Source organism: Companilactobacillus miaonis (assembly GCF_036913615.1).
Lineage (GTDB): Bacteria > Bacillota > Bacilli > Lactobacillales > Lactobacillaceae > Companilactobacillus.
Genome location: NZ_JAYKTX010000003.1, coordinates 220518 through 244211 on the forward strand (window position 1 = coordinate 220518; position 23694 = coordinate 244211).

Below are 23694 nucleotides of genomic sequence, written 5' to 3' on the forward strand. Positions count from 1 at the left end.
TGTAAGGATACTGGGTTAGAAATTTCGTGTGCATGGTTCGATTCCGTACCTAGCTATCATAAGTTCTTATAATTATCGATAAGTTAAAGTAAATGAATAAAATATCCAAAATAATGAAAGTAAGTGATATACTTAGTATAATATTAAGAAAGAAGATTTGACTTATATGAAAAAAATAAGCAAAACAATAGAACAAATTTTAGTAGATGGACTACGTAAAGGATATATTGATTTTCTAGAGGAACTCGCAAAAAGAAGAGAATCAATGCTAACTAGTTCTGGATGGCTATGGACCAGAAGTAATTTTGTTGATACTGCCATCGGTAAAGCTCTTAGCGAAAATAAAGTTGGGGATTACGAGAAATTTACTTCAGGTGCTTGGGAATTTTTAAGATTTCAAATTCCATTAGAAGATGAAAAAAATACTTGGATCGTACAGAAGACTGTCAACTATGTTTATAACAATGCAAACTTTCAAGGAACTAAAGATCAAAAGCAAAACTTTATTTCTGATTGGGGAAATCAAGTTAATGAAAAAAATTCTAAAAAATCATCTGATAAATTGGGACAAATTGATTTATTTGATTCGTCTTCTAATATTGATCGAGCTGTTGATGCCAGCGAGTTTAATAATGTAGATTCTTTTTTACTTTTAACATATTCTATTGCAGAAGATAAAAACATCAATGATATTAAATTGAATTTAATTTATGATCGTAGAATTACATTAATCGAAAATTTAAATGATATTAATGCTGCTAGTGATGTGAAAATTCCGGATGAATTGTATTCAAAATTAAACAATATGAAGGTAATAGATCCAAAAGAGGAATCATTTGATACCTATGATTATTATAGTGGTGTTAATGAGAAGAAAGACACTAAACAAAACAAGCAGTAGTAAAAGGAGAGACTTTAATTATGTTTTATGGAGAAAATGTTAAAGTCCTAAGAATGCTTTATGGAATGTCCAGAAGGGAACTAGGAAAGCATTTGTCTGTTTCTGAACAGGCAATTGGGCAGTATGAAAATAGTGAGATTTTTCCAGAAATGACAAAAATACTTAAGTTGAGCAAAATTTTTAATGTTAAAAGCCAATTTTTTTTAACAAAGAGCTCGATAGATGTAGTTACAAATGAAAACTCTATTGCTTATAGATCTAATGATAGAGATAGCCGAAAAAGTGTTAGAGAAGGTGCTATGCAAATAAATTTTGCAGATACAATAATTCATTATTGTGAATCCTTCTTTGATCTAAATACGTCGGTGTTATTAAATATTGTATATTCCGGAAAAAAAATAGCATTAAATTCAAAACTAAATAGAGATGAAATAATAGATCAAATAGCTAATATGACAAGAAAGTCACTTGGAGCATTTAATAATAAAGACTTGTTATTTTTTATTGAAAATGCAGGAGCATATGTGATAGAAAAGGAGTTAGATTCTAAAACAGATGCTTATAGTGTATGGACTAGAAATAGTGATGGAACACTCAGATCCGCATTCATTGTGCTGGGATCAAATAATAAAACTGCGGTTAGAAGAATATTTGATGTTGCACATGAATTAGGACATTTAATTCTTCATTCAGATATCGATTTTAATGAGCTTGAAAAAGATGATTTTAGAAGGTTAGAACACGAGGCAAATGAATTTGCTTCATCATTTTTATTGCCTTCAAGTATTATGCCAGGTCTTATACAAACGGTACAAAAGAAGTCGGTACCAGAAGCATATGTTCCTATAAAAGAAGAATATTATGTTTCGTTAGTAACAATTGAATATAGAGCATTTAAAATGGGATTGATTTCTAAGGATGATAATAAGAGATTCTTTGCTAATAGATATAGAAAGCACTATACGACATTTGAACCTCTTGATGATGAACTGATAATAAAAAAACCTGGAAAAATAGAAGCCTTATTTAAATTAGTAAATAGTAAAATAATGCCTTTAGAGCAACTTTTGGACGACTTTCATATAGATCCATATTTTTTAACTAAAGTTTTTAGCTTACCTAATAAATTTGTAATGAGTATGATTTCTGTCAATGATGATTACAAATACAAGATTCACAATTTAAATAGTTAACTAATTCAAGATCACATCAAGCGATGTGGTCTTTTTATTTTGGAGGAAGAAATATGACATTAAGAGCTGTAAAGAGATCTGACGAGAAGTTTAGAAAGCTGTGGTTCCATGAAAATGATTAAGACATCGTGTGGATATATGACTGCTCAAGAAGCCAAGATAATTGGCGACATTGCTAGAGATGAAAAGAAACAAAAAAAGAAGTACCTTAACAGACCAAAAACAGTTAGAAAGTAGGTGATGATGTTGGCTAAGTCAAATATTGGTGAATGGATAACTCCCGAAGGACTACTTCAATTAGAAGGCTGGGCACGTGATGGCTTAACTGACGAACAAATAGCCCATAATATTGGGATTGTTCCATCAACACTTTATGAGTGGAAAAAAAAGCAATCGGAGATATCGGAGACCCTAAAAAAGGGGAAATCCGTTGTTGATCGTGAAATTGAGAACGCCTTATTCAAGCGTGCCAAGGGATTCACGACTACCGAGACACAATACAAAGTTGTCCCGCTTGACGATGAATTAATTGATGTTAGAAGACGTGACTATGAAAACAAGTGGAAGTTGAAGCACCCTGAAGCATCTAAACAAGAGATTCAAGATGCTGCTATCAAAGGTGTGAAGACTACCAGACGAATTAAATTGGGATTAGTTGAAAAAGAGGTTCCACCTGATACGACTGCTGCTATATTCTGGTTAAAGAATCGCAAGCCTGAAGAATGGCGTGACAAGCATGAGACTGAGTTATCTGGTGGTTTAAATGTTCACAATCCATATGCCAATCTTACTGATGCTGAATTAAAGAAGATTGCTCATGAACAGAAGTGATTGGATAAGACGTGGTGCAGAAATTGAATTGGCACGACGACATTTCTTTGATTTCTGTAAATTGCGAATGCCAGACTTCTATAAGCCAAATCGTAAGTATCTAGTTGATTTATGTAATGACTTGGAAAACTTTTTAACTAGTGATGATCAAGTGCTAGTAGTTAATGAACCACCACGGCATGGGAAGTCTTTGACAGCCACCAATTATGTTGAGTGGTTACTTGGTAGGGATAGCACTGAAAGAATCATGACAGGCTCATATAATGAGACACTGTCCACTGTATTTTCTAAATCCGTTCGTAATACGATCCAAGAAGTTAAAGCTGATGACAGCATACTTGTTTATAATGACATCTTTCCAGACACTCATATCAAATATGGTGATGCTGCTATGAACATGTGGAGCCTTGAAGGCAATCCAGTTAATAATTATCTTGCTACATCACCAAGTGGTACAGCCACTGGTTTTGGTGCTGATTTAATCATTATTGATGATGTTATCAAGTCAGCTCAAGAAGCTAATAATGCTAACAGGTTAGATGATATTTATAGATGGTATGTTGATACAATGCTTTCACGTCTTGAAAAAGGTGGTAAGGTATTGATCATCATGACAAGGTGGGCTAGTGGTGATCTAGCTGGACGTGTATTAACTGAAATGCCAAAAGCTGGATACAAGGTCAAGCATATCAATATGAAAGCTCTACAAGACAACGGGACAATGTTGTGTGATGATGTCTTGTCACTTGCTGAATATAAACAGAAGACATCGGTAATGAGTCCTGAAATTGCAGCAGCTAATTATCAGCAAGAGCCAATTGACTTGAAGGGTGCTTTATATCAGAAATTCAATACTTATACGAAACAACCTGAATTTAGCGGTATTTATGCTTATTGTGATACTGCTGATGAAGGTAGTGATTATCTTGTATCAATCGTTTATGGGATGTACAAGCAAGAGCCTTATATCTTAGATGTAGTTATGACACAAGAACCAATGGAAGTAACTGAATCACTGGTTACTGAAAGTTATTACCGAAACAAAGTTAATCTCGCTAGGATTGAATCTAATAATGGTGGTAAAGGATTTGCCAGACAAGTCGATACTAAGTTAAAGAATGAGTACAAAACTAACCGTACCGTTATTAATTGGTTCCACAATAGTCAAAATAAAGATGCACGTATCTTATCCAACTCAAGTTGGGTAGAAGAACATGTTCATTACCCTGAAGACTGGAAGTCACGATTTCCGGTCTTTTTTGATGCAATTAAGAAATATCAACGTGCTGGTAAGAACCTACATGATGATGCATCCGATGCTTTGACTGGTGTTGCTGAATCCGTCATGTCTATGGAAACAGAAACATCAGCACCATCAATCAATGATCAAGCTAGTTATTTAGATAGCTTAGGACTTTAAAGAAAGGAGAGTGATTTAATGGCGATAGAAGATAATGCAATGGGATATTATTCAAGCCTTCCTTATCCAAATAGAAGAACTGTACACATGCTCAGTGGCAGGCGTTTCTCGCTCGATTCAAACAAGCAGTATAAGATGCCACAAGAAATATTTGATGCTATTAAAGAAGACCCAATCAAGTTAGGCGAAATGGCTACTAAATTTATTGAGAAGCATCAATCACTGCAAGTACCAAGACTGTTAACACTTTATCGCTACTATATTGGTGATAATGATATTCATTATTGGGATAGTGAAAAATCAGCAAATAGAGCTGATAACCGTATTGCCAGTGGATTTGCTCACTTCATTACATCGATTAAAACTGGTTATCGCTTTGGCAATCCTATTAAGTTTCAATACAATGATGATTCTGATACTTCAAAAGGCGATGAAGAAAAGTTAGATGAATTGATTAAGGATTTTAACTCTAAAAATGACGAAGAATATCACGAGAAAATTATGGGTAAGAACTTGTCTATTATGGGACGTGCCTATGAACTGATGTACGTTCGTCAAAGTTCCAATGAAGTGGCTCTGAGACCAATTGACCCCGCTAATGCTTTTGTAGTTTATGATTCCTCAATGGAACAGCATTCTTTATTTGGCGTTTATTACTATAATGTTAATTTCAATGAGCAAGATTATTGGTACACAGTTATCTATACGGATGATCATATCTATTACTACAAGCCAACGTCCAACTTTGATGGGCAATTGAAGTTATCAAAGAAAGAAGAACATGCATTTGGTGCTGTTCCTATAACTGAATACATCAATAATGATGAGCGTATGGGTGACTGGGAATATAAACTAGATACGATTGATTCGATTGATAAAAGCAAGTCTGAGATGGCCAACTCACAAGAAGATTTCAGTAACGCAATGCTGATGATTACTGGCGATATTGATGTTCCAAAAGTTCCAATAGTTAATGCCAATGGTGATCCGATGCTTGATGAAAATGGCAAAGTTATTTATCGTCGTACGCCAGATATAGATACTCATAAAAGTAAAATCTGGTTAAAGCCTGCAATTGTAAAAGATGGTATCAGTTCTACACAAACTGTTATTCCTCCAACAGCATCATATCTGACTAAGGAATTAAACTCTGACGGTTGGAAGCTATACATTGATGCATTGAATATGGAAATCCATAAAGATACAAATACGCCTGATACATCAGATGCCAACTTTGCATCTAACGCTTCGGGCGTTGCTATGACTTATAAGCTTTGGGGTAACGATCAAGAGCGTGCTAATCAGGAATCACTATATACGCGTGGATTGATGAGACGTCTTAGATTACTTGGAAACTATTGGAGTAAATTAGAAAGCATTTCTAGTGCGGATATGGTGGAAAATATCAATCCAATTTATACGCCGAACCTTCCTAAGAATGATACCGAGATTATGCAGAACGTTGCTTCACTTGTTAATACTGGGAAAGTATCGGATGAAACTGTATTGGATATGATTGAACCATTTACTGGCGTTAGTTCAACAGCTGAAAAGAAACGTCTCAAGGACCAACGTGATGAAGAACTCCGAAATAGTCCGGTTGATAAGTTATTCAATAGAAAGCCAAACGATAATGAAGATGATTCCGGTGAGGTAACTGATAATGAAACTGACGAAAAGCCAAGCGATTAGTATTGCTCAAAAGATTTACGGGAAACAAGATGAACGCGTTAAAGAAATCGAATCAATGTATCGAGATACTCAATCAAAAGTTATCAGTGATGTTGATGCTTTTATTGGCGCTAATAAAGCATGGTCAGCTAAAGCTAATCCTACTGAGATAGCCGATTTTCTAGCTAATTTGAAAGATACATTTTATAATGCCAGTTCTGATGATCAGAATCTTATCAAGATGGCATTTGGTGATAATAAATTGAAGTCTAATGGTGACATGTTGATGGCAAAAGTTACTCAAGATATTGTCAGACAGTCGATGGCACAGAAGATTCATTTAGGTGTTGCCACCGAGAATATTCCTAATGTTGTCAATGCGCCAACATATGCACAGGCGAAGAACACGATCAAGAATCATCAGCATATTGCTGAGCAAAGTAAAAACGTTGATGCAATTCTTTATAAGTCTACTAAAAACGCTGTATTAGATAGTCATGTGGATTCTGATATGTTTTCTTCAGTTAATAAGCAAACTATGCAGACATTAAGAAAGGTCCGTGAAGTGGCTGAAAAGGCTGCTAAGAGTCCTAAGGATTCTCTAAATTGGACTAAAGATATTAAGGACATTCTTACTGGTGGAGATACTTCATCTAATGGTCAAATGGGACGTGCAGCAGGCATGATTCGAACGGCTACAGCTCAAGCAATGAATAGAACTAGATTACAAGATTTAGAATCACAGCATGTTAAGAAATATAAATATATTTCGCTGGAGTCTCCAACGACATGCACTGATTGTGATGCACTAGATGGTCAAATTTTCAATGTTGATGACGCTGAAGAGGGTATTAACTTTCCATTGATGCACCCAAATTGTCAATGTACAGTTATTGAAACCAATGATGATGATGATTGGGACACAAGCGATCATGATGTTACAGATGAATTAAATAATTTATAGACGACTTTAATAGTCGCCTTTTTTCTTGCCTTCAAACGTGTGTCAGGCGTTAAAGAGCCATGGATATATAGTCGACGGACTCTAAATGGAAAATAGTCGACGGACTTAAAACGGGAGGATAACTCAATGACCGAAATTATTAATGATCCAAACAAACAACAAGATCCAAATGGTCCTGCTGAAGTAGAAGTGAAGTTTGATGATAAGCAGCAAGAAAAGGTTGATCAACTTATCAGTCAATGCAAGGCAAAAGAAAAGGCCAAAGCAGATGAAACTATCAAGGATTTACAAGGCCAAGTAGCCAATATTCCAAACATGATTAAAGAAGCTATTTCAAAGCACGATGCTGAAGCCAAGATGACTGATAAAGAAAAAGCGGATGCCGAAACTGCTGACTTGAAGAAGAAACTTGAAGAATTACAAGCAGAAAACGAACATCGTACATTGATTGAGTCAGCCTATAAGATTGCTGCTGATAAGGAACTACCACAATCATTTGCAAAGTTGTTTGTTGGGTCAAACGATGAAGAAACTCAACAAAACCTTGATAATGTGAAAACAATATTTGATAACGCTGTGCAAGAAAGTGTTGAGAAACGTCTTAAGGGCAAAAGTACACCTCAAACTGCCACAGGCAATGCGACAGTGACACTTGATAAGGATTTAAAAGATATGAGTCTTGAAGAGCTTACCAAGGTTTATATGGAAAATCCCGATCTAATTAAGAAAGATTATTTAAACGAATAGAAAGAAGGAAATTTAAATGCCACAATTTACTGGCTCAACATTTTTAGGACAATTGGTTATTCCTGAATTATGGGCACAATACATTAACAACGACTCTACTAAAACTAATCGTCTTTTAACATCTGGTGCGGTTACCGCCGATGATGTGATGGGCGCACATTTGCAAGATCCCGGTCGATTGATGAATATTCCGGTTTTAAATGATTTAAGTGGTGAACCTCAAGACTGGAATGATACTGACGATATTACTGTTGAAGGTATCACCAGTGACGAACATAATGCCGTCAAATTTTACCAAGCAAAAGCATTTGGTGAAACAGACTTTTCTCAACAAGTATCAGGTGCAAATGTCGAAGGACGTGTCACATCTAAATTCTCCAATTACTGGCAACGACAAGATCAACGATTATTGCTTGCAATGCTCAAAAACATGTATCTTTTAGATGATTTAAAAGAAAGTAAGTCATTTGGCTTTGATACTGTTCAAGACTTATCAGCCGGCAACTACTTAGCTGCTCTATCTCGCATGGGTGACGTTGCTACTCCAACACTAACAAGATTAGTAGTCAATTCAGCTACTGTATATGCAATGCGTGAGCAAAACTTAATTGCCGATGTTCAACCATCACAGGGTGGAACTCCATTGACAACCTACAATGGTATTCCAATTGTTGAAGATGATGACATTCCTTTGGATGCTGACGGCACAACAATTATGTATGCAATGACGGACGGTGCATTACGCTATTCAACTGCACCAGCTAGTCAAAATGCGGTTGAAGTAACACGTGACGCACTTGGAAAAGGTGGTCAATCAGCATTGATTAATCGTCGCATTGTTTCAATGCATCCGAATGGTTTAGGATACGATATTACTCAATCTTATGTTGGACTAACGGTGAATACATTAGAAAATGCCACCGTACCTTATTACAAGATTGTTACTGATCCAAGAAATATCGGTACTGTTGCTTATAAATTTAAGGTTGATCCTAAGTATGTCGTTACAAATATCAATACCAAGGCTAAGAAGTCATCAGCATCAACATCTGGTACTACATCTACTACATCAAGTAAGTAATGAGGTGATTTTATGAGTGAAGAAACTCAAAAGACCACGGTTAATGATTCGGTACTGGCAAATATAAAAGTCGTCAATGACTTAGAAGAGAATGATCCAAGGATTCCTCGCATTAAGATTTATATCGAAAATGCTGTAGATGAAATTGAGCTATATTTAGGCGTTGATGATCTGGATTCAAAGCTATCTGTTGCCGTTCAAAAAGTCACACAGAATGCAATTACCAGGGAAAATTATGAGGGAACTAAGTCAGTTAGCGAAGAAGGGATGTCTTTGACATTCAGTGATACTGACCTAGAGCCGATTCAAAGCTTGCTTGATTCATATAAGAATAGCCTTGCTGATAATGACCACAGAGGGGGCGTATTTACCTTTGATTAGACCAGTTATTTATTTGATACGAAAAGTTAATAGTTCTAAAGATGATGTACTCAATCACACAAAACCATTGGTAGCGACTAAGTTTTACGGTGCTAGAGTTACAGAATTGAATGGCTCACAGGAGCAAATTAATGTAATTGGTAAGCAATATGATAAGTCATGGGTAATCAGACTGAATTGCCCTGAAACGGCTGATTATGTCGCTTTTGATGGTGAATATGATGAAAAGAAACAATCCCCTAAGTATATTGTTAAACAAGTTAGACACCATAAGAGCAGAACGACATTATATGCTGTTGGAACGGAAGTGAAGCTATGAGTTGGGATAATGAACACGTACCAGTAGTCAGGATTCAAGCTAAGGATAATTTCAGTGATGATTTAACTAATATGGCTAGATCACTAAAACAGTCTGGCAATGCTGATTTGGCAGAAATGATACTTCAAGATAAAGCACGGCTCAAAGCCAATGTACCTAAGGCTGTTGATAAGATTGCTAACGATGAAGTTGATGGAGCACAAAAGTTAATCAAGGAACGTGAATATCACTCAAAGTCTGGGTATGTTGGACATGGTAACTTGTGGAAGTCTGTAGCTAAGCACCCTTCTAAGGATAAGATGTTATCTGATATCTATGCCAATGCTGAGTCCAAAGAAGGATATGAATACATCCAGGCGTTCGAAAATGGTCTGAAAGATAGAAATTATCCAGCCCAGCATGTCATGCATGATAGTGGTATGCAACTCGATGTAGACAAGTATTCAGATGAAATTATTAAGAATTCAATTAAGTAGGTGATTAATTTGATTTCACCACAACGTGACTTAGTTACTAGTGCCATCAAAGTATTGAGCATTATTACTGACAACATACCAATATTTGATTCAAGCGAGAGTGATACCAATGAATATCCTCAAATAATTGTTTCAACTGGTGGTACTGGAGACAATAATCGTGCTAAGAATGAACAGCTTTCAAGCTATACGTTGTACGTTAATTATTTTGATGTAGTAGACGATGACCATGGCTTGATGATGGATACATGTTTCAGCATACGTGAGTATCTGAAATATTTGAGATTATCAAGTTATAATTGCTCATCTGTTGCTTTCAATCAAGTTGAAGTTATTGATAATTCAACTTCACAATCATTGAGGCACGTAACAATTACATTAGATTACAACATAACAGAAAAATCATTTATTTAGACATTCATTTCAAAAGTGAATGTCTATTTTTTTACCCAAAAATTGGAAAGAAGGAAATAAAATGGCTGACGATACAAAACCAGAAAACAAATTCAAAAAGGCCTTTAAAGGCCGTGATGCAGATAAAATCATCTATCTGTATAAGCGCTTTATGCACGAGCCAGTAGCTAATAAGGCACATATTTTAGGTCAACAAGGTGCTACATCAGGTACTAACACACGAGCAGTTCAATCAACCGCCACTAAGCGTGGAACGGCTAAGGGTGTTGGTGCAATTAATCAACAAAGAACAGTCGATGTTATCTTTGATGATCCTGCCAACAATGGAAAAGATCTCTATTGGGATCTATATGCAGCATGGGAAAAAGGTGAATTAATCGGCTTATGGCGTGTTGACCTAAATACGCTTCATGGAACAAAGCCAAATCGTAAAGTTCAAGCACAATTTTCTCAATCTTATGTTCCTAACTTGCCAAATACTGAAGCGCTTGGTGGAATCGTTACATCTAATCTTCAATTTGAAGTAAATGGTGTTGAACGAGCAATCAATTCTGATGAGAATGCTTTTGAATTGGACGAATCTGACTTTGAAGATGGTGTACTTGATGACTTAGATAAGTATTACAACTGGGCACATCCAAGTGACATTGGTACAGAAAATGGGAAGACAGTTGATAATACTGCCGATGATGAAACCATTACAGTTCAAGATACAACAACTGGAGAAGATGTCGCGGGTCCTGGAGCTTCTAAAATAGTTGATCCATCTAGTTCAGGAATCTCAAATACAAGTTCAAGCACCGGATCATCAACATCTTCGGATACTAAGCCAAATGCTTAGTATCTAATTAAGTGCATACTCACACGTAAATGAGCGGTGGCGGTCGGAATTTAAACCTTAGGAGAATGAAATGCTAACGTTAAAAACTAAAAAAGGCACGGTTGCCCCAACATTTAACTATCGTCTTTACAAAAATATTGCTGGTGATGATCGTGAAAAACGGACCGACAAATTTAATTCATTTTTAGATGGACTATTCTCAGATAATGTTGATTCAATTGTTACTTTCTTTAAAGCAGTTGCCGGCAATGATCTAAGTGAAGATGAATTAGTCGATCAATTGGGTGAAAATGGTCAATTTGATGATGTTCATGCAACTACTACAGAAATTATTGAAGGGTTAGCCAATGCAGGTTTTTTAAAGGCCAAGATCAACGAGTGGATGAAATACGGCAATCGTTTGATTGCAGGTATGAAGAAGAGTTTGCAGTTGAAATCAGTAAAAACAGAAGAAAAAGAAATGACTCAAATTCAAGTCGATCAACTCAAAGAGAACATGGAGATGGCCAAAGGAAGACTAGCAACAGTGAACAAGTAAATAAGTTTGATTTAGATGAACAAATATCCCAGGCAAGAAGATTAATAGGGATTACTAACATTGACGATTTTTATAAGCTTACCCCATTTGAGTTTAATGATTTATGCCGAGGAGCATTATTAGCACAATATGATGACCTTGAAAATTCCCGTGTTAAATCAGCAATGGTTCAACCGGTTGGATTGATTGAGGATATTCAAACTCAAAATAGATCAGTTGATTCGACAATTAGAGAAATAAAGGATTTTGCTACTAACTTTGGCAAGGAGGCTAGTGCCACTCAAAATAAACAGATTGATGCACAAGCCTTCTACGATTTGGTTATGAAAAGGGGGCGAGAATAGATGTCAGATATCGTAGTAAACAAGGTTATTAATTTTCTTGGTAAAGATCAGTTAACTCCGACTGCTCGGAAAGTTAAACAAGCAATGGATAACATCAAGGATAAGAACGTAAAACTTGATGCTACTGCTGATGAGCAGAAAATCGTTACCTTTAACCAAAAACTTCAGGGCCTGCCTAAAGACGTTCAAACTACTCTAAAAGCTATGGCTGAAAAGAATGGCTTTGATAATTTTGATAGCTACATCAAATCTATGCCTAAAAATATTCAAACTGAGTTAAAAGCTAAGTTTGATAAACAAGTATTTGAATCGGCTAAAAAGGATTATGAATCTCTTCCTAAAGAAAAGATTACCAAACTCGAAACCATTGCCGAAAAGCAAGGCTTCACAGATTGGAAGATGATGTTCAATTCTGTTCCTAAAAAAGCACGTACTCAATTAGATTTCGTCGCCAATAAAGGCGAATTTGCTCAAATTCAAAGCGAGATTTCTAAAATAACGAAGCCCGAATCTAAAAAAGTTACAGTTGATACTGCATCAGTTGATACAGCTTCTAAAAAGTTTGGCCATCTTAAAGAAATTATTGCCGGTACATTTGCTGGACAATTAATTACAAGTGGTGTTCAATCTCTAACTTCAGGTCTAAAATCAGCAACTCAAGCTGGTATGGAATATAACAAAGAACAAGATACTATGAAGACGGTCTGGACTTCACTAACTACTGAAGCTCCTAAAGATGGTAAAGAACTCGTTGATTATATCAATTCATTATCACAGCATTCAATCTATGCTGCCGATACAATTAATAAAATGTCGCAATCCTTCTACCACGTTCACTCAAATGTTAAAGAAACTAAAGACTGGACTAATTCTTTTATTGCTTTAGGTTCAACGCTCCATATGTCAAATGATGCATTAGCTGAATCAGGTGAGCAATTTGCTAAGATTGTAGCTGGCGGTAAGGCTAGTTCTGAAGATATGTCTGTTATGATTAACCGATTCCCTATGTTTGGTGAAGCCTTGCAACAAGCTACTGGTAAGTCCATGAAACAGCTATATGATATGTCAGCGGCTGGTAAACTTAGTGCCGAACAATTTACCGAAACGCTTTCTTATCTAGGTAAGAAGTATTCTGGTGGTACTCAAGAAGCCATGACATCATACATGGGTATGGGAATGTATATCCATTCAAGATTTAGCAAGTTGATGGGTGACATCATGTCACAAACCTTCAATACTACTAAATCAGCAAGTGGTGCTATTCGTGATCTTTTATCAGATGATGCGATGCAAAAGTATTCAAAAGCTATTGGGTCAGCCACAGCCACTGTTTTAAATGGCATTGGTGATATCATCAAATATGTTGATGGTCATAAAGATACCATTATGAAAATTGGTAAAGATGTCGGTGAGATAGCTTCAATCTTTGGTAAAGCCGTTTGGAATGATATGAAGTCAATCATGACTACTATTGCTAGTATGTTCGGCTTAACAGATAAAAATGCTAAAAATTCAGCTGATCCATTAAAAACTTTTGAAAGTATATTGAGTTCTATCGCTAAGCATAAAACCGCTATCAAAGCTATCGCTGGTTATTTTGTAGCAATGAAGGGTTTTAAACTCGCTAAGGGTGTTTTTGATCCCTTGCTCAAAGTTGCTGGCATACAGTCTAAAGGTGGAGGTCTTCTTACTAAGGCTATCGGTTCGGGTAAAAATGAAAAGAAAGTATTCAGATTTAGCACAGAAGGATTTAATGATACAAAAGCCAAATTTAAAACTTTAAAAGACCTATTTAGTAAGGTCACTCAAGGCGGTAAATTTTCTAAAGTCAACGTTGGTGACATGTCTAAGGGTGCGAAGATTGGTACAGGGGTAACGACTGCCGCTGTTGCTGGTGTTGCTACTATGGACATTGTGGGAGCGTTAAAAGCAAAGAATCCAGAACAGAAATTTGAAGGTTTTGGTAAGGCTGCCGGTGGAGCAATCGGTGGTGGAATTGGCTTTATGCTCGGTGGTCCAGCTGGTGAAGCGGTTGGTGCATTGATTGGACGTACTTTAGGTAAGTATGGTGGTAAGGCAGCTAAAGAGTTCACCGATGGCTGGAATAAAGCCGGTAAGGGGGCTAAGCCACCTAAAGGTATTATTCAAAAAGCTGGTTATTACTCACGTAAGGCTGGTGATGCTGTCGTTGAGTGGACAAAAGGTATCACTACTTGGATGGGCAAACATAAGCAAGAAATACTTCTTACTTTGGCAAATCCATTCCTTGGTATCGGTGACTTCATACTGAAAGATACTAAGACAGGTAAAGACTTCCAGAAGTGGGCTTCCAATGCTATAAAAGGAGTCCAAAAAGGATTCAAGTCATTTGCCAAGAGTGCCAAGAAGATTGGTAGTGACATAGTTAAGAGCATTGTTAGCGGCTTCAAGGGCTTCGGTAAAATGGCTCTGTATGCGTTAGCATTACCCGTCGGTATCGGAATGATTATCACTAAGCCTTTGGTTAAGCCTACTAAGAAAATTATCTCGGGTCTGGTTAAGGATTTGAAAAAGGATTGGAATGGATTTACTAAATGGCTAGGTAATATCTTTGATCCAATTGCAAAATCTTGGGGTAAAGATTGGAAAAAGATTACTAAGGCCATTGATATGAAGAAGTTTTCTAAGGACATATCCAAGAATATGGCCGAGATGTCTAAATCTAGTCAGAAAACTTCTAAAGATATTTCTAAGCAAATGTCTGACATGTCTAAGTCCGTACAGAAATCGAGTTGGGTTAAAGATTTAAAGACACAATTCAATAGTGCTCAAAAGACGGCAAATTCGTGGGGTTCTAGCATGAGCTCGTGGTGGTCTGACTTCAGTTCTGATTTCTCCAAATCATGGGACTCAAATTGGTCTAAGGCTAACTCATACATGGGCAAACAATTTAAAGGAATGTCGAAGTGGTACAACGATTTTTCAAGTGGAATGAATTCATGGTGGAACCAATTCAGCTCAAGCTTTAAGTCTGGATGGGACTCTATGTGGTCAGGTATCGGAAATTTCTTCAAGTCAATATTTGCTAAGTTTAACGGTTGGGCTAAAGGAGCAATGAAAGACGTTGTCGGTGCCATCAATACTGGTATTGGTGGAATTAATACGGTTATCCACTTCTTTGGTGGTAAAGCTCAATCAATCACACCTATCAAGTATGCCAGTGGTGTTGGTTACCACCCCGGTGGTCCAGCCTTGATCAACGATCAAAAGGGGCCATTGTTTGAAGAAGCCTTTAGAAATCCCGGTGAACCTTGGCGAATCATTCCTAAAATGCGAAATGTCATGGTTGACTTAAAGCCGGGTGCTACTGTTGTGCCTGCTACTGAAACAGCCAGAAGATTCGCACCTAGTTCAGTTCCGCATTATGCAAATGGTGTTGGTGGTTGGATTAAGGGTGAGCTAAGTGACATGGGTAAATGGGTCAAGGACAAGCTTGAAGGTATTACTTCTTTCTTAAAAGATCCATTAGGAAATCTAATATCTGTTTGGGATAAAGCCACGTCTAAAATTACTCAGCCAACTAAATTCGGTAATGTGTTCGCTCCTCCAGCAGGGCATTATGTCGTTAAACAATCAATCAATTGGTTTAAAGACCAAATGAACAAGCTAAAGGATCAAGAGTTAGAAGCTCAATCTGCTGTTGGTGGTGCTAGACCAGCTAAAGCATATGGTTCAATGATTAGGGCCGCAGCTGCTTACATGCATCAATCGATCACTGACTTCAATGTGGATATGATTGAACGTATTATCGGCAATGAATCAGGTGGTGATCCTAACGTTACTAATAATTGGGATTCCAATGCGAGAGCAGGTCACCCATCAACTGGTATTCTTCAATACATTCTACCTACATTTTTAAACTATGCTATGCCAGGACATACTAATATCCATAATCCGTTAGATCAATTGATTGCGTTATTCAATGATGCTACATGGCGTTCTGATATGGGTATGGGCTACAACGGAAAGTATGGTGAATGGCGTGGGTCAGCTAGTGGTCCTTCTGGTCCAAGATTAATGGCTAACGGTGGACATGTCTTTGGTGCTACTAATGCCATTATCGGTGAAGCTGGTGACGAATTTGCAATTAATCCCGCTAAGCCATCAGCTATCCCATTAATAGGAGATTTAATGGGGAGAATGGCAGATTATCACCCAGAATTTAGAGCTTCAAATTTAACAAGCAATATCAGCGCTGACCTTGGTCAAAAACTAGATATTGTTATTAATCTGTTAGGTTCTATCGAAGGCAAGAATTTTGCTCCTGAAATTAACATTGCTAGAACAAGTAGCAATTTAAATCAGCAAAACAGACGTAATACGGATATCTACGCATATCAGCGAGGTGATAGACAATAATGACAAATCAGGTATTTAAAGATGAAATGACTAATCCTAAGCCTCATGCTTATGGTTTTTCGAACGGCCACGACAATCCTTCAAGACTGCCGCTAGAGCCAATTGAGGTGGCAATAAGTGCTGATGGAGTTAATTGGAAATCATATTACGATGATGAAAATTTGTTTGGCGTACACATGTATGATTGGGACCCAGCTATCACCAATCCGGTAGATAACTGGCAAAAGATGAATACACGTGACGGTCAAAATAGAACTTCTGGATCATTCGACTCACGAGATATAACAACAACATGGATGATTGATGGTGATAATAAACCCGAGTTTTCTATGCTGCTTGCTGAATTACAGAACTTCTTCATGAGTAGAAATGGATTCTGGATTGTTTTTGGTGATGAACCAACATTTAAATATCGCGTGGTTACTAAGCCTATTGCACCAACCTATTTCAATGAGAAGCAAGGTACTTTTGTCATCACGTTCAACAACTATACAGGTATGCGTGAGAGTGTAGGCACGTCGTTAGAAATCTTTGATAAAGAAAAAAACTTCTTTTCTTATGGAATGGGAATACCTAATAAAGATATTTCTTATGAATCCAAAGAAAAGGAGTTTTCTATTTATAATCCAAGTTCTGTAGCTATTGATCCATTAGGGCAAAATCATTATCTAAAGATCCACATTAAAGGTTCTGGATCACCAACTTTGACTAATAAGACCACTGGTGAGGTATTCACATATAACATGGTTTTAAGTACAAATGATGAGTTGGTTCTTGATGGTGTTGACCCGTATTTAAATGGTCAACCTGATGGAATCAATAGTAATCACGGAACAATTTCACTAGTAAAAGGTGATAACGAGTTTGAAATTTCTGGCCTAACAAACTCGGATATTGCCTTTGAATTCTACTTCATCTATTTTTAATGCTCGCTTTCAACGGACACAAAATTTACGTTAGATCATTCGATGGCCAGAACGAAGAATGGTTGACGTGCTTAAATGAAGACACATTTCAAATAGATAAGCAGGTTAGTTCGACATTCCAGCTGTCTTTTACAGCATTTCTCACAAATAAGAATGGTGTTTCATTCGACTTGTTGAAGAACGATGCTTATATTATTTTTGACGGCCAAAAGTATCAAATCAAGCAGTGTGTATCTAAATACGTGGATGATTTTGTTACTAAAGATGTCACAGCAACACATGAAATCTTTGGCATTCAAAATTTTAGACAGTTCAAAGTTAACAAGGGTAGCCAAAGCTATTCTATTGATTCAATGCTGAAATTTGTCTTTGATAGTCAGTACAATTCAGACTACTCGTATCAAATCAATGGAAGCTTCCCCAACGTTGATATTACGGATTGGGGTAACTGCTCTGGTTTGGACGCAATTCAAAAAGCCGTTGATTCATATGGAGCCCGTTGGCTGCCAAATGGAAAAACGGTTTTAATATATGATCAGAATTCGTATAAGAATGTTACCAACCGACAATTCATCTGGTCTCATAATACCAATGATATTGAGTTATCAGTAGATTCCACTTCAATGGTCAATGGAGCTATGTTGTACGGTGCTACAGTTGATGATTCCCACAGTTCAACAGCTGATGGAACATCAACTAGTGATTCTACTGGATCATCTAGCACATTGGCAGCAACTTCTACCGGTAATTCCATAGGAACTATTTCGACTATGGAAGATGGTGGAGCACCAGTTTATAGTTCACCGGTAGGAAATAACTTAACCGGTCAAAAATTGCCAAATGGTAGTAAATGGGCTATTGATAAGCAAGTATCTATTAATGGTGTTGTTTGGTATCGTGTTGCTACAAACGAATGGGTAAGCGAGAAATATTTCTCATTTGATAAATCTGGCGATGTTAAACCAGAACAACAAGTTATCGAGCAGGTCTGGGGTCAAGGTACCATTAAGGCTGCTGACATAACTACTGGTACTGGTGACAATCAAACTACTACAACGCCAACTTTTGCCAAAATTTATGATTCTCCATTTTCTGGTCAACATGAAATTTCTGGTCGCACACTACCTAACGGTAGTCAATGGAAGATCGATGGAACCGTATCAGATGGTTATGGTGGAAAAACTTGGTATCGTGTAGCAACTAATGAATGGGTTTGTGCTGATGATATCAATTTTGACGGTGATACAGATGTTGAGCCTAAATCAACTGACGCAGCCACCGATGATACAGCAAAGGCAGATACGGACGAAGTAAAATATTATTTTGATCCGTTCTTTTACTACAGCTTAGCTTCACGTTCTGAACATGGTTTAATCATTGGCGAAGATATCACTAATGACCAAATTAAAGACGTTGATTCTATGAAGAAGTATGCTGATTCAGTCATGCAAACCGAACCAGTAGTTGAACTTACTGTTAACTTGTCAGCTCAAGATGACAGTTTGAACATTGGCGATACGCTGTTTTTGAATGCTGAACCTCTCGGAATTAAAACAATGATTACACTAAATGGAATCAGTGGTAATCCACTGACAAACAATAGCCCTATGACCGTCACACTTGATAATTCAAAACTATCTAAGCGTGATATCAACTATGAAATGTCTGATAAAATTCGTCTTGCAAATCGAAACAACGTCTTACTTAATAAAGCTTTTAAAAAGCAAGAAGCCAAACTTAGTCAAGTAACTAATTCTATAAAGAGTATGGATAACAAAATAAATAAAATAAATAAGGAGGGAAGCTAATGGATCCAATGAAGATTGTAAATTACAGCCGATTGAATCGAATGCACATCAATAAAACGGCTGACACTGGTACAAAAATATTTGATGATTCTGGTGGCTATGCATTAAAAATTCTCGGCAAAGATGATGATGGTAATGTCATTGCTCAAAAATATAAGTTGCTAGATATTACTAAAGATACACAGCTTTCTATTCCAGATATTGCTTCACTGGAAGGAATTGATGGAAACGAACTACATTTAGATAGGCTTACTCAAGAATTGATTGGACCTTCGATGTTCCACTCAACTACTTATAATATTGAAGAAGTTGAGAATGCTATCAATATCGTACTGAAGAACCAAGCAGTTGAAGATTCAAATATCCAGCTGTTGATTAATTTTTTCAAGCAGTTTACTCCGGATACGTTGAGTCAAATAAGCGAAGAACTATCTGAATCACTTGCCGAATCTTATGCCAAAAAATCGGAAGTTGATCAACAGCTTGGAGCACTAGAAACGAGAATGAAAAATATTGAAGATAGACTTCCCAATAATCCAAATCCAAACGGCTATAGTCTGCCAAATTATACTGGTAATTACGATAGCAGTGAAACTTCCAGTTGGAAGAGTAAGCTACACCAAATGGATAATGAAATGGAGGATAAATAATGGAAGATAATATTTTCCCAGGATCATATGAAAATTATGATTATGATGCTGTTGATTGTGCTTTGCCGACGACTCAAGCACTATTTTTTTGCACCAATTTAGCCGAGGCCTCATATCTACCAACGCAATATTCTACTGATGAAAGTGACCACATCACGCCTGAAGGCTGGTCACAATTGCTATTTATGGGACACAAATTTCAACCTGCTTACATGGTGCAAGGATTAGCAGGAAACTACAAATTCGAACTCAACTTCCTAACTCCTAATGCGGATATAGAAGATTTGAGTGGATATGTTGGCGACGGAAATGCGTTAAGAGACAAGCTAATCAGTTTTGAAGGAACAGATGCAAGTGGAGCATACATTCGTTCTGATATTGGCTTTGAAACTTCAAAGGCTTCAGAAGGAATTATCACTTGGAGTCCTGAATCGGTTATTGCTCAAGCCAAGGGACACTTTAAGTCGGCTCATTTTATCATTGAAAGTGTTGATCGTGATAGAGCTATTACTACACTAGATTTTGACTTGCAAATCATTGGAAATCAAAATGCTATGCCACACCGTTTTTCCGTCTATATTTCAGAATTTCAACGTGCTTTGCTGATGATTCATGATTTGATTGAGACTGGTAGAAAACAGCTTGCTTACTACGTTGCTTTGTACGTGGCCATTGTTAAAAAGAAAATTGACGATATACAAAGTCAAATGGCAGGTGTTGAGTCTCAAATTGCAGATTTAACGTCTAAAAATCAGATTAATGCTCAAGCCCTCTCAGATTTGCAAAGTCAAATTAAAGCCAGTGATGTTTTGACTAACAGTAATGCTCAAAATTTAATTTCGCAAATGATTACAAATGGTCAAATTGATGTTAGTCAAACTATGAATATGTCAATCAGAAATAAGTTACAAGGAATGAATAACGAAATGGGGGCTTAATAGATGACAAAAATAGCAAAGATTAGTCTTGATATTCGTAAAAACATCACTATTGATAATGATCCAATCATCTTGAGACAAGGTGAAAATGATGTGATTATTGAAGCTTCTATTTCTAATGATGGCTACCCTAATCTTGAAATAGATTTTGCAACATTCGAGGCAAAAAAGCCTGATGGAACAATTATTTGTAATGATCCGGTAAATGTAAATGGGAATGTTATTGATTATCCTATTAGCAAACATTTAACTGATTATGTTGGCAAGATTCAGGATGCCTATTTCATGATTAATAATCAGATCACTACCTGTAGCTTTGATATTTCAATCATCCCTAGCACACAGCTAGATGGTACTTCAATAAATTATATTCCAGGTATTGAGAGCATTAATAATCTTTTGGAATCTACAAAAGCTGATTGGCTCGAAAAAATACAACAAATTAAAGCTCAAATTGATGGGTTTAACATTCCAATTGACCAACGGTTTGAGTATAAGAAAGTAGGAGAGATTAATGACTGACATTCTTCAATTGTCCAAGAACGGGACAAAGTTCTATCCACAAACACACGCACAAGCTGTACTAGGACTTCCAGATTTTTCGACCTTTGAAAAGGCTAGTGATGTTCAAACAGCTATTTCAAGCGCAATTAAAGGAATTGCACCGACAGATTTAACAAATTATCCGACTAAGAGTGATGTAACCACTCAAATTACGACGGCTGTTGCAAATGTTAAGCCGGATTTAAGTAACTATCCTACTAAAAGCGATGTAACAACCGAAATAAGTAGTGCTGTATCTGGAGTAAAACCAGATTTAACAAATTACCCAACAAGATCAGAAATGACTACCGCAATCACTAAGGCAACACCAAACGTATCTGGCTTTGTGACTATGGCACAAGTTCAGAGCACAATAGATAACGTTAAGATTGATCTTAAGAAGGTAGGAGAGGTTAATGACTAGCTTTAAGAAAGTAGGCGAGATTAATGACTGACATTGTTCAAATGTCAAAGGATGGAACAAAATTCTATCCACAGACACATGCACAAGCTGTACTAGGACTTCCAGATTTTTCGAGCTTTGAGAAAGCTAGTGATGTTCAAACTGCCATTACAAATGCTTTAGGCAAAGTTGACGTTAGCCAAACTATGAACGCGTCGATTAGGAACAAATTACAAAATATGAATAAGGAAATGGGGTCTTAAAAATGGAAAACCAAGATTTAGATTTGATAGGTAAAACGGTTGGAAATATGCCTTATAAAATTGGAATTGTTGATCAAAACGGCAATTTAAAAAATCAATTTGTTGCAAAAGCTTCTACAAATCGCATTGATATACCACAATCTGCTTTAGGAACTGGCGGTGGTTCAACAGGTGGTAACACTGGTGGAACTACTGGTGGAACTGCTCCAAGTCAAGTATCACAATTGCCATCCACCGTAAATCTTTTTAGTGGTTCTGCAGTTGGAAATATTTTGCTATCAGGTCCGTCAACAAATTATGAGAATGTACAAGATGGCCTTTTAATCACTTTAAGCAATTTAACTTTAGAAATTGCTGATCTTAATATAGGGGGTAATTATGGTTTACCTACTCAAGTTGGTGACCTTCGTATAGATTTATCACCGAGTGGATTAAAAACGATTAAGATTCCTAAAGAGAAATTAGTTGTTAATAGCTCAATTGATATTTCTGACCAATTGTCACAATATATCGGCAAAATGATTCAATTACAATATAAAGATACGTTCAACAATTGGAGCAATATTGATAGCAAATATTCTTTTGACATTGTAAGTTTTGGAGGAACAACGATTAATGTACTTCCTAATACAACACTTAGTATGAATCTTACTGTCAGTGTAAATGACATTGTCAAAGATAAGTTCCCAATTCCAGTAATTCGCGTGAATACTTATAAAAATTAGGAGGTGCAATAATGGAAATAGCAGTTTATTTAGATGATGATAGAAATATTATCGGTGTAAACAATACAAGCAATATTGCTGCTGAAACGCAGGCAAATGAAAAAGGTTGGACACTAATTCAAAATAGTGATCCAGCCTTTTCAATCGATGAGATGTTTAAGTGGACGGTCAGAGAATCTGATAATAAATTAGTCCACATTTCAACAGGTATGACACCTGATGAAGAAACAACTCAAGCTAATGCATTACTTGGTAAGAATGTTGGTCAAGCAATCGTGACAGCTAATAGTGCTGATAAAAAAGCAGATAGTGCTATCGCTAGTGCGGCACAATTGGGGAAACTTATAGCACCACTTTTAGCAACATCACAAACTAATTCAAATACAACAAATGGAGGTACTAATTAATGTTTGATTTTATTAAATTGATGTTCAATATTGGTGGTTATGATAATGAAGGAGTGGCTTATTTTGTAAAATTAGGCAATATCACTGTCGATCAATATAAACAAATCACAAATGAAGATTATAAGAGTGATAAAGAAGGAGTAGCCTAACGGCTACTCTTTTTTGTGTATCGAAAGAAGATGATTACTTTTGAGATATTTAAAACATAATAGATTTTGGTTCATGACTGGACTAGAAACCTTAATTCTTGGCCTCATCTTTGCCATAACGGATAATTTCATGGATCATCCACCACATTCTCCTGAAATTATTTCTGAGGTAAATAAGCCTATTTATTCAATGATATTGATATTTATTGGATTGTTCGTTGTAGTAGTTTGTAACAACGAATTAAAAGGGAAGCTAAGATTAATAGTTACTTTTGAAGTGCAACAGAAAAGTTAGACAAAATTATATTTTTTAAATTACTAAGGTATGTTCCCTGTATTCACGGGGGGACATACCTTTTGTTT

Annotated in this window: 27 protein-coding genes; all 27 read left to right on the forward strand. The window is 36.5% G+C overall.

All coding sequences use genetic code 11. The annotated features are described in order from the left end of the window. Nucleotides 1-166: 166 nt before the first annotated feature. On the forward strand, nucleotides 167-901 hold the full coding sequence (locus U8521_RS03990; protein ID WP_334351922.1) for a hypothetical protein: 735 nt from the start codon (nucleotides 167-169) through the stop codon (nucleotides 899-901). A gap of 20 nt (nucleotides 902-921) precedes the next feature. Next, nucleotides 922-2094, forward strand: coding sequence for a spr1629 family repressor/antitoxin (locus U8521_RS03995; RefSeq protein WP_274764781.1), 1173 nt, complete (start codon nucleotides 922-924; stop codon nucleotides 2092-2094). A gap of 108 nt (nucleotides 2095-2202) precedes the next feature. Beyond that, entirely contained in the window at nucleotides 2203-2331 is a 129-nt protein-coding gene (locus tag U8521_RS04000) for a hypothetical protein (protein WP_334351923.1), read from the forward strand. Nucleotides 2332-2340: 9 nt separating this feature from the next. After that, nucleotides 2341-2925 (forward strand): helix-turn-helix domain-containing protein, encoded by a 585-nt coding sequence (locus U8521_RS04005; RefSeq protein ID WP_120144261.1) that lies wholly within the window; start codon nucleotides 2341-2343, stop codon nucleotides 2923-2925. Next, nucleotides 2912-4345, forward strand: a complete 1434-nt coding sequence (terL, locus tag U8521_RS04010) for a phage terminase large subunit (protein ID WP_334351924.1) — start codon at nucleotides 2912-2914, stop codon at nucleotides 4343-4345. The genes U8521_RS04005 and terL overlap by 14 nt, the downstream gene beginning before the upstream one ends. 18 nt (nucleotides 4346-4363) lie before the next feature. Further along, a complete protein-coding gene (locus U8521_RS04015; protein ID WP_334351925.1) occupies nucleotides 4364-6037 on the forward strand; it encodes a phage portal protein in 1674 nt (557 codons plus the stop codon). Further along, nucleotides 6009-6980: a minor capsid protein gene (locus tag U8521_RS04020; protein ID WP_334351926.1), complete on the forward strand. Its 972-nt coding sequence runs from the start codon at nucleotides 6009-6011 to the stop codon at nucleotides 6978-6980. The genes U8521_RS04015 and U8521_RS04020 overlap by 29 nt, the downstream gene beginning before the upstream one ends. Nucleotides 6981-7106: 126 nt before the next feature. Then, a complete protein-coding gene (locus U8521_RS04025) occupies nucleotides 7107-7727 on the forward strand; it encodes a DUF4355 domain-containing protein (RefSeq protein WP_334351928.1) in 621 nt (206 codons plus the stop codon). A gap of 16 nt (nucleotides 7728-7743) precedes the next feature. Further along, entirely contained in the window at nucleotides 7744-8808 is a 1065-nt protein-coding gene (locus U8521_RS04030; protein WP_334351929.1) for a capsid protein, read from the forward strand. A 12-nt stretch (nucleotides 8809-8820) separates the two neighbouring features. Beyond that, nucleotides 8821-9189: a phage head-tail connector protein gene (locus tag U8521_RS04035; RefSeq protein WP_334351930.1), complete on the forward strand. Its 369-nt coding sequence runs from the start codon at nucleotides 8821-8823 to the stop codon at nucleotides 9187-9189. Then, a complete protein-coding gene (locus U8521_RS04040; protein WP_334351931.1) occupies nucleotides 9182-9508 on the forward strand; it encodes a hypothetical protein in 327 nt (108 codons plus the stop codon). Before U8521_RS04035 ends, U8521_RS04040 begins: the two co-directional genes overlap by 8 nt. Beyond that, complete coding sequence (locus U8521_RS04045) at nucleotides 9505-9984, forward strand: hypothetical protein (protein ID WP_334351932.1); 480 nt, start codon at nucleotides 9505-9507, stop codon at nucleotides 9982-9984. The genes U8521_RS04040 and U8521_RS04045 overlap by 4 nt, the downstream gene beginning before the upstream one ends. 9 nt (nucleotides 9985-9993) lie before the next feature. Beyond that, the gene (locus tag U8521_RS04050; protein ID WP_334351933.1) at nucleotides 9994-10398 is read left to right on the forward strand and encodes a hypothetical protein; all 405 of its coding nucleotides are present in this window, start codon (nucleotides 9994-9996) and stop codon (nucleotides 10396-10398) included. A gap of 61 nt (nucleotides 10399-10459) precedes the next feature. Beyond that, complete coding sequence (locus tag U8521_RS04055) at nucleotides 10460-11239, forward strand: hypothetical protein (protein WP_334351934.1); 780 nt, start codon at nucleotides 10460-10462, stop codon at nucleotides 11237-11239. A 70-nt stretch (nucleotides 11240-11309) separates the two neighbouring features. Then, complete coding sequence (locus U8521_RS04060) at nucleotides 11310-11777, forward strand: hypothetical protein (RefSeq protein ID WP_334351935.1); 468 nt, start codon at nucleotides 11310-11312, stop codon at nucleotides 11775-11777. A 164-nt stretch (nucleotides 11778-11941) separates the two neighbouring features. Next, entirely contained in the window at nucleotides 11942-12121 is a 180-nt protein-coding gene (locus tag U8521_RS04065; protein WP_334351936.1) for a hypothetical protein, read from the forward strand. Then, complete coding sequence (locus tag U8521_RS04070) at nucleotides 12122-16519, forward strand: tape measure protein (protein ID WP_334351937.1); 4398 nt, start codon at nucleotides 12122-12124, stop codon at nucleotides 16517-16519. After that, nucleotides 16519-17445: a phage tail domain-containing protein gene (locus U8521_RS04075; protein ID WP_334351939.1), complete on the forward strand. Its 927-nt coding sequence runs from the start codon at nucleotides 16519-16521 to the stop codon at nucleotides 17443-17445. The genes U8521_RS04070 and U8521_RS04075 overlap by 1 nt, the downstream gene beginning before the upstream one ends. Continuing rightward, nucleotides 17445-19253, forward strand: coding sequence for a phage tail protein (locus U8521_RS04080; RefSeq protein WP_334351940.1), 1809 nt, complete (start codon nucleotides 17445-17447; stop codon nucleotides 19251-19253). Before U8521_RS04075 ends, U8521_RS04080 begins: the two co-directional genes overlap by 1 nt. Then, a complete protein-coding gene (locus U8521_RS04085; RefSeq protein WP_334351941.1) occupies nucleotides 19253-19903 on the forward strand; it encodes a hypothetical protein in 651 nt (216 codons plus the stop codon). The genes U8521_RS04080 and U8521_RS04085 overlap by 1 nt, the downstream gene beginning before the upstream one ends. Next, nucleotides 19903-20841, forward strand: a complete 939-nt coding sequence (locus U8521_RS04090; RefSeq protein ID WP_334351942.1) for a hypothetical protein — start codon at nucleotides 19903-19905, stop codon at nucleotides 20839-20841. Before U8521_RS04085 ends, U8521_RS04090 begins: the two co-directional genes overlap by 1 nt. 3 nt (nucleotides 20842-20844) lie before the next feature. Beyond that, nucleotides 20845-21363, forward strand: a complete 519-nt coding sequence (locus U8521_RS04095) for a hypothetical protein (RefSeq protein WP_334351943.1) — start codon at nucleotides 20845-20847, stop codon at nucleotides 21361-21363. After that, nucleotides 21356-21808: a hypothetical protein gene (locus tag U8521_RS04100; RefSeq protein WP_334351944.1), complete on the forward strand. Its 453-nt coding sequence runs from the start codon at nucleotides 21356-21358 to the stop codon at nucleotides 21806-21808. The genes U8521_RS04095 and U8521_RS04100 overlap by 8 nt, the downstream gene beginning before the upstream one ends. Nucleotides 21809-21831: 23 nt before the next feature. Continuing rightward, nucleotides 21832-22050, forward strand: coding sequence for a hypothetical protein (locus tag U8521_RS04105; RefSeq protein WP_334351945.1), 219 nt, complete (start codon nucleotides 21832-21834; stop codon nucleotides 22048-22050). 2 nt (nucleotides 22051-22052) lie between these two features. Further along, nucleotides 22053-22775 carry a hypothetical protein gene (locus tag U8521_RS04110; protein ID WP_334351946.1) on the forward strand — a complete coding sequence of 241 codons (723 nt, stop codon included), beginning with the start codon at nucleotides 22053-22055 and terminating at the stop codon, nucleotides 22773-22775. Nucleotides 22776-22786: 11 nt separating this feature from the next. Then, nucleotides 22787-23182, forward strand: coding sequence for a lysozyme family protein (locus tag U8521_RS04115; RefSeq protein WP_334351947.1), 396 nt, complete (start codon nucleotides 22787-22789; stop codon nucleotides 23180-23182). Then, complete coding sequence (locus U8521_RS04120) at nucleotides 23182-23331, forward strand: XkdX family protein (protein ID WP_334351948.1); 150 nt, start codon at nucleotides 23182-23184, stop codon at nucleotides 23329-23331. Before U8521_RS04115 ends, U8521_RS04120 begins: the two co-directional genes overlap by 1 nt. Nucleotides 23332-23694: the final 363 nt, after the last annotated feature.

Coding starts and splice junctions, on each gene's coding strand:
- U8521_RS03990 (WP_334351922.1), top strand. CDS start 167: ATGAAAAAAATAAGCAAAACAATAGAACAAATTTTAGTAGATGGACTA.
- U8521_RS03995 (WP_274764781.1), top strand. CDS start 922: ATGTTTTATGGAGAAAATGTTAAAGTCCTAAGAATGCTTTATGGAATG.
- U8521_RS04000 (WP_334351923.1), top strand. CDS start 2,203: ATGAAAATGATTAAGACATCGTGTGGATATATGACTGCTCAAGAAGCC.
- terL (WP_334351924.1), top strand. CDS start 2,912: ATGAACAGAAGTGATTGGATAAGACGTGGTGCAGAAATTGAATTGGCA.
- U8521_RS04015 (WP_334351925.1), top strand. CDS start 4,364: ATGGCGATAGAAGATAATGCAATGGGATATTATTCAAGCCTTCCTTAT.
- U8521_RS04020 (WP_334351926.1), top strand. CDS start 6,009: ATGAAACTGACGAAAAGCCAAGCGATTAGTATTGCTCAAAAGATTTAC.
- U8521_RS04025 (WP_334351928.1), top strand. CDS start 7,107: ATGACCGAAATTATTAATGATCCAAACAAACAACAAGATCCAAATGGT.
- U8521_RS04030 (WP_334351929.1), top strand. CDS start 7,744: ATGCCACAATTTACTGGCTCAACATTTTTAGGACAATTGGTTATTCCT.
- U8521_RS04035 (WP_334351930.1), top strand. CDS start 8,821: ATGAGTGAAGAAACTCAAAAGACCACGGTTAATGATTCGGTACTGGCA.
- U8521_RS04045 (WP_334351932.1), top strand. CDS start 9,505: ATGAGTTGGGATAATGAACACGTACCAGTAGTCAGGATTCAAGCTAAG.
- U8521_RS04055 (WP_334351934.1), top strand. CDS start 10,460: ATGGCTGACGATACAAAACCAGAAAACAAATTCAAAAAGGCCTTTAAA.
- U8521_RS04060 (WP_334351935.1), top strand. CDS start 11,310: ATGCTAACGTTAAAAACTAAAAAAGGCACGGTTGCCCCAACATTTAAC.
- U8521_RS04065 (WP_334351936.1), top strand. CDS start 11,942: ATGGTTCAACCGGTTGGATTGATTGAGGATATTCAAACTCAAAATAGA.
- U8521_RS04070 (WP_334351937.1), top strand. CDS start 12,122: ATGTCAGATATCGTAGTAAACAAGGTTATTAATTTTCTTGGTAAAGAT.
- U8521_RS04075 (WP_334351939.1), top strand. CDS start 16,519: ATGACAAATCAGGTATTTAAAGATGAAATGACTAATCCTAAGCCTCAT.
- U8521_RS04080 (WP_334351940.1), top strand. CDS start 17,445: ATGCTCGCTTTCAACGGACACAAAATTTACGTTAGATCATTCGATGGC.
- U8521_RS04085 (WP_334351941.1), top strand. CDS start 19,253: ATGGATCCAATGAAGATTGTAAATTACAGCCGATTGAATCGAATGCAC.
- U8521_RS04090 (WP_334351942.1), top strand. CDS start 19,903: ATGGAAGATAATATTTTCCCAGGATCATATGAAAATTATGATTATGAT.
- U8521_RS04095 (WP_334351943.1), top strand. CDS start 20,845: ATGACAAAAATAGCAAAGATTAGTCTTGATATTCGTAAAAACATCACT.
- U8521_RS04100 (WP_334351944.1), top strand. CDS start 21,356: ATGACTGACATTCTTCAATTGTCCAAGAACGGGACAAAGTTCTATCCA.
- U8521_RS04105 (WP_334351945.1), top strand. CDS start 21,832: ATGACTGACATTGTTCAAATGTCAAAGGATGGAACAAAATTCTATCCA.
- U8521_RS04110 (WP_334351946.1), top strand. CDS start 22,053: ATGGAAAACCAAGATTTAGATTTGATAGGTAAAACGGTTGGAAATATG.
- U8521_RS04115 (WP_334351947.1), top strand. CDS start 22,787: ATGGAAATAGCAGTTTATTTAGATGATGATAGAAATATTATCGGTGTA.
- U8521_RS04120 (WP_334351948.1), top strand. CDS start 23,182: ATGTTTGATTTTATTAAATTGATGTTCAATATTGGTGGTTATGATAAT.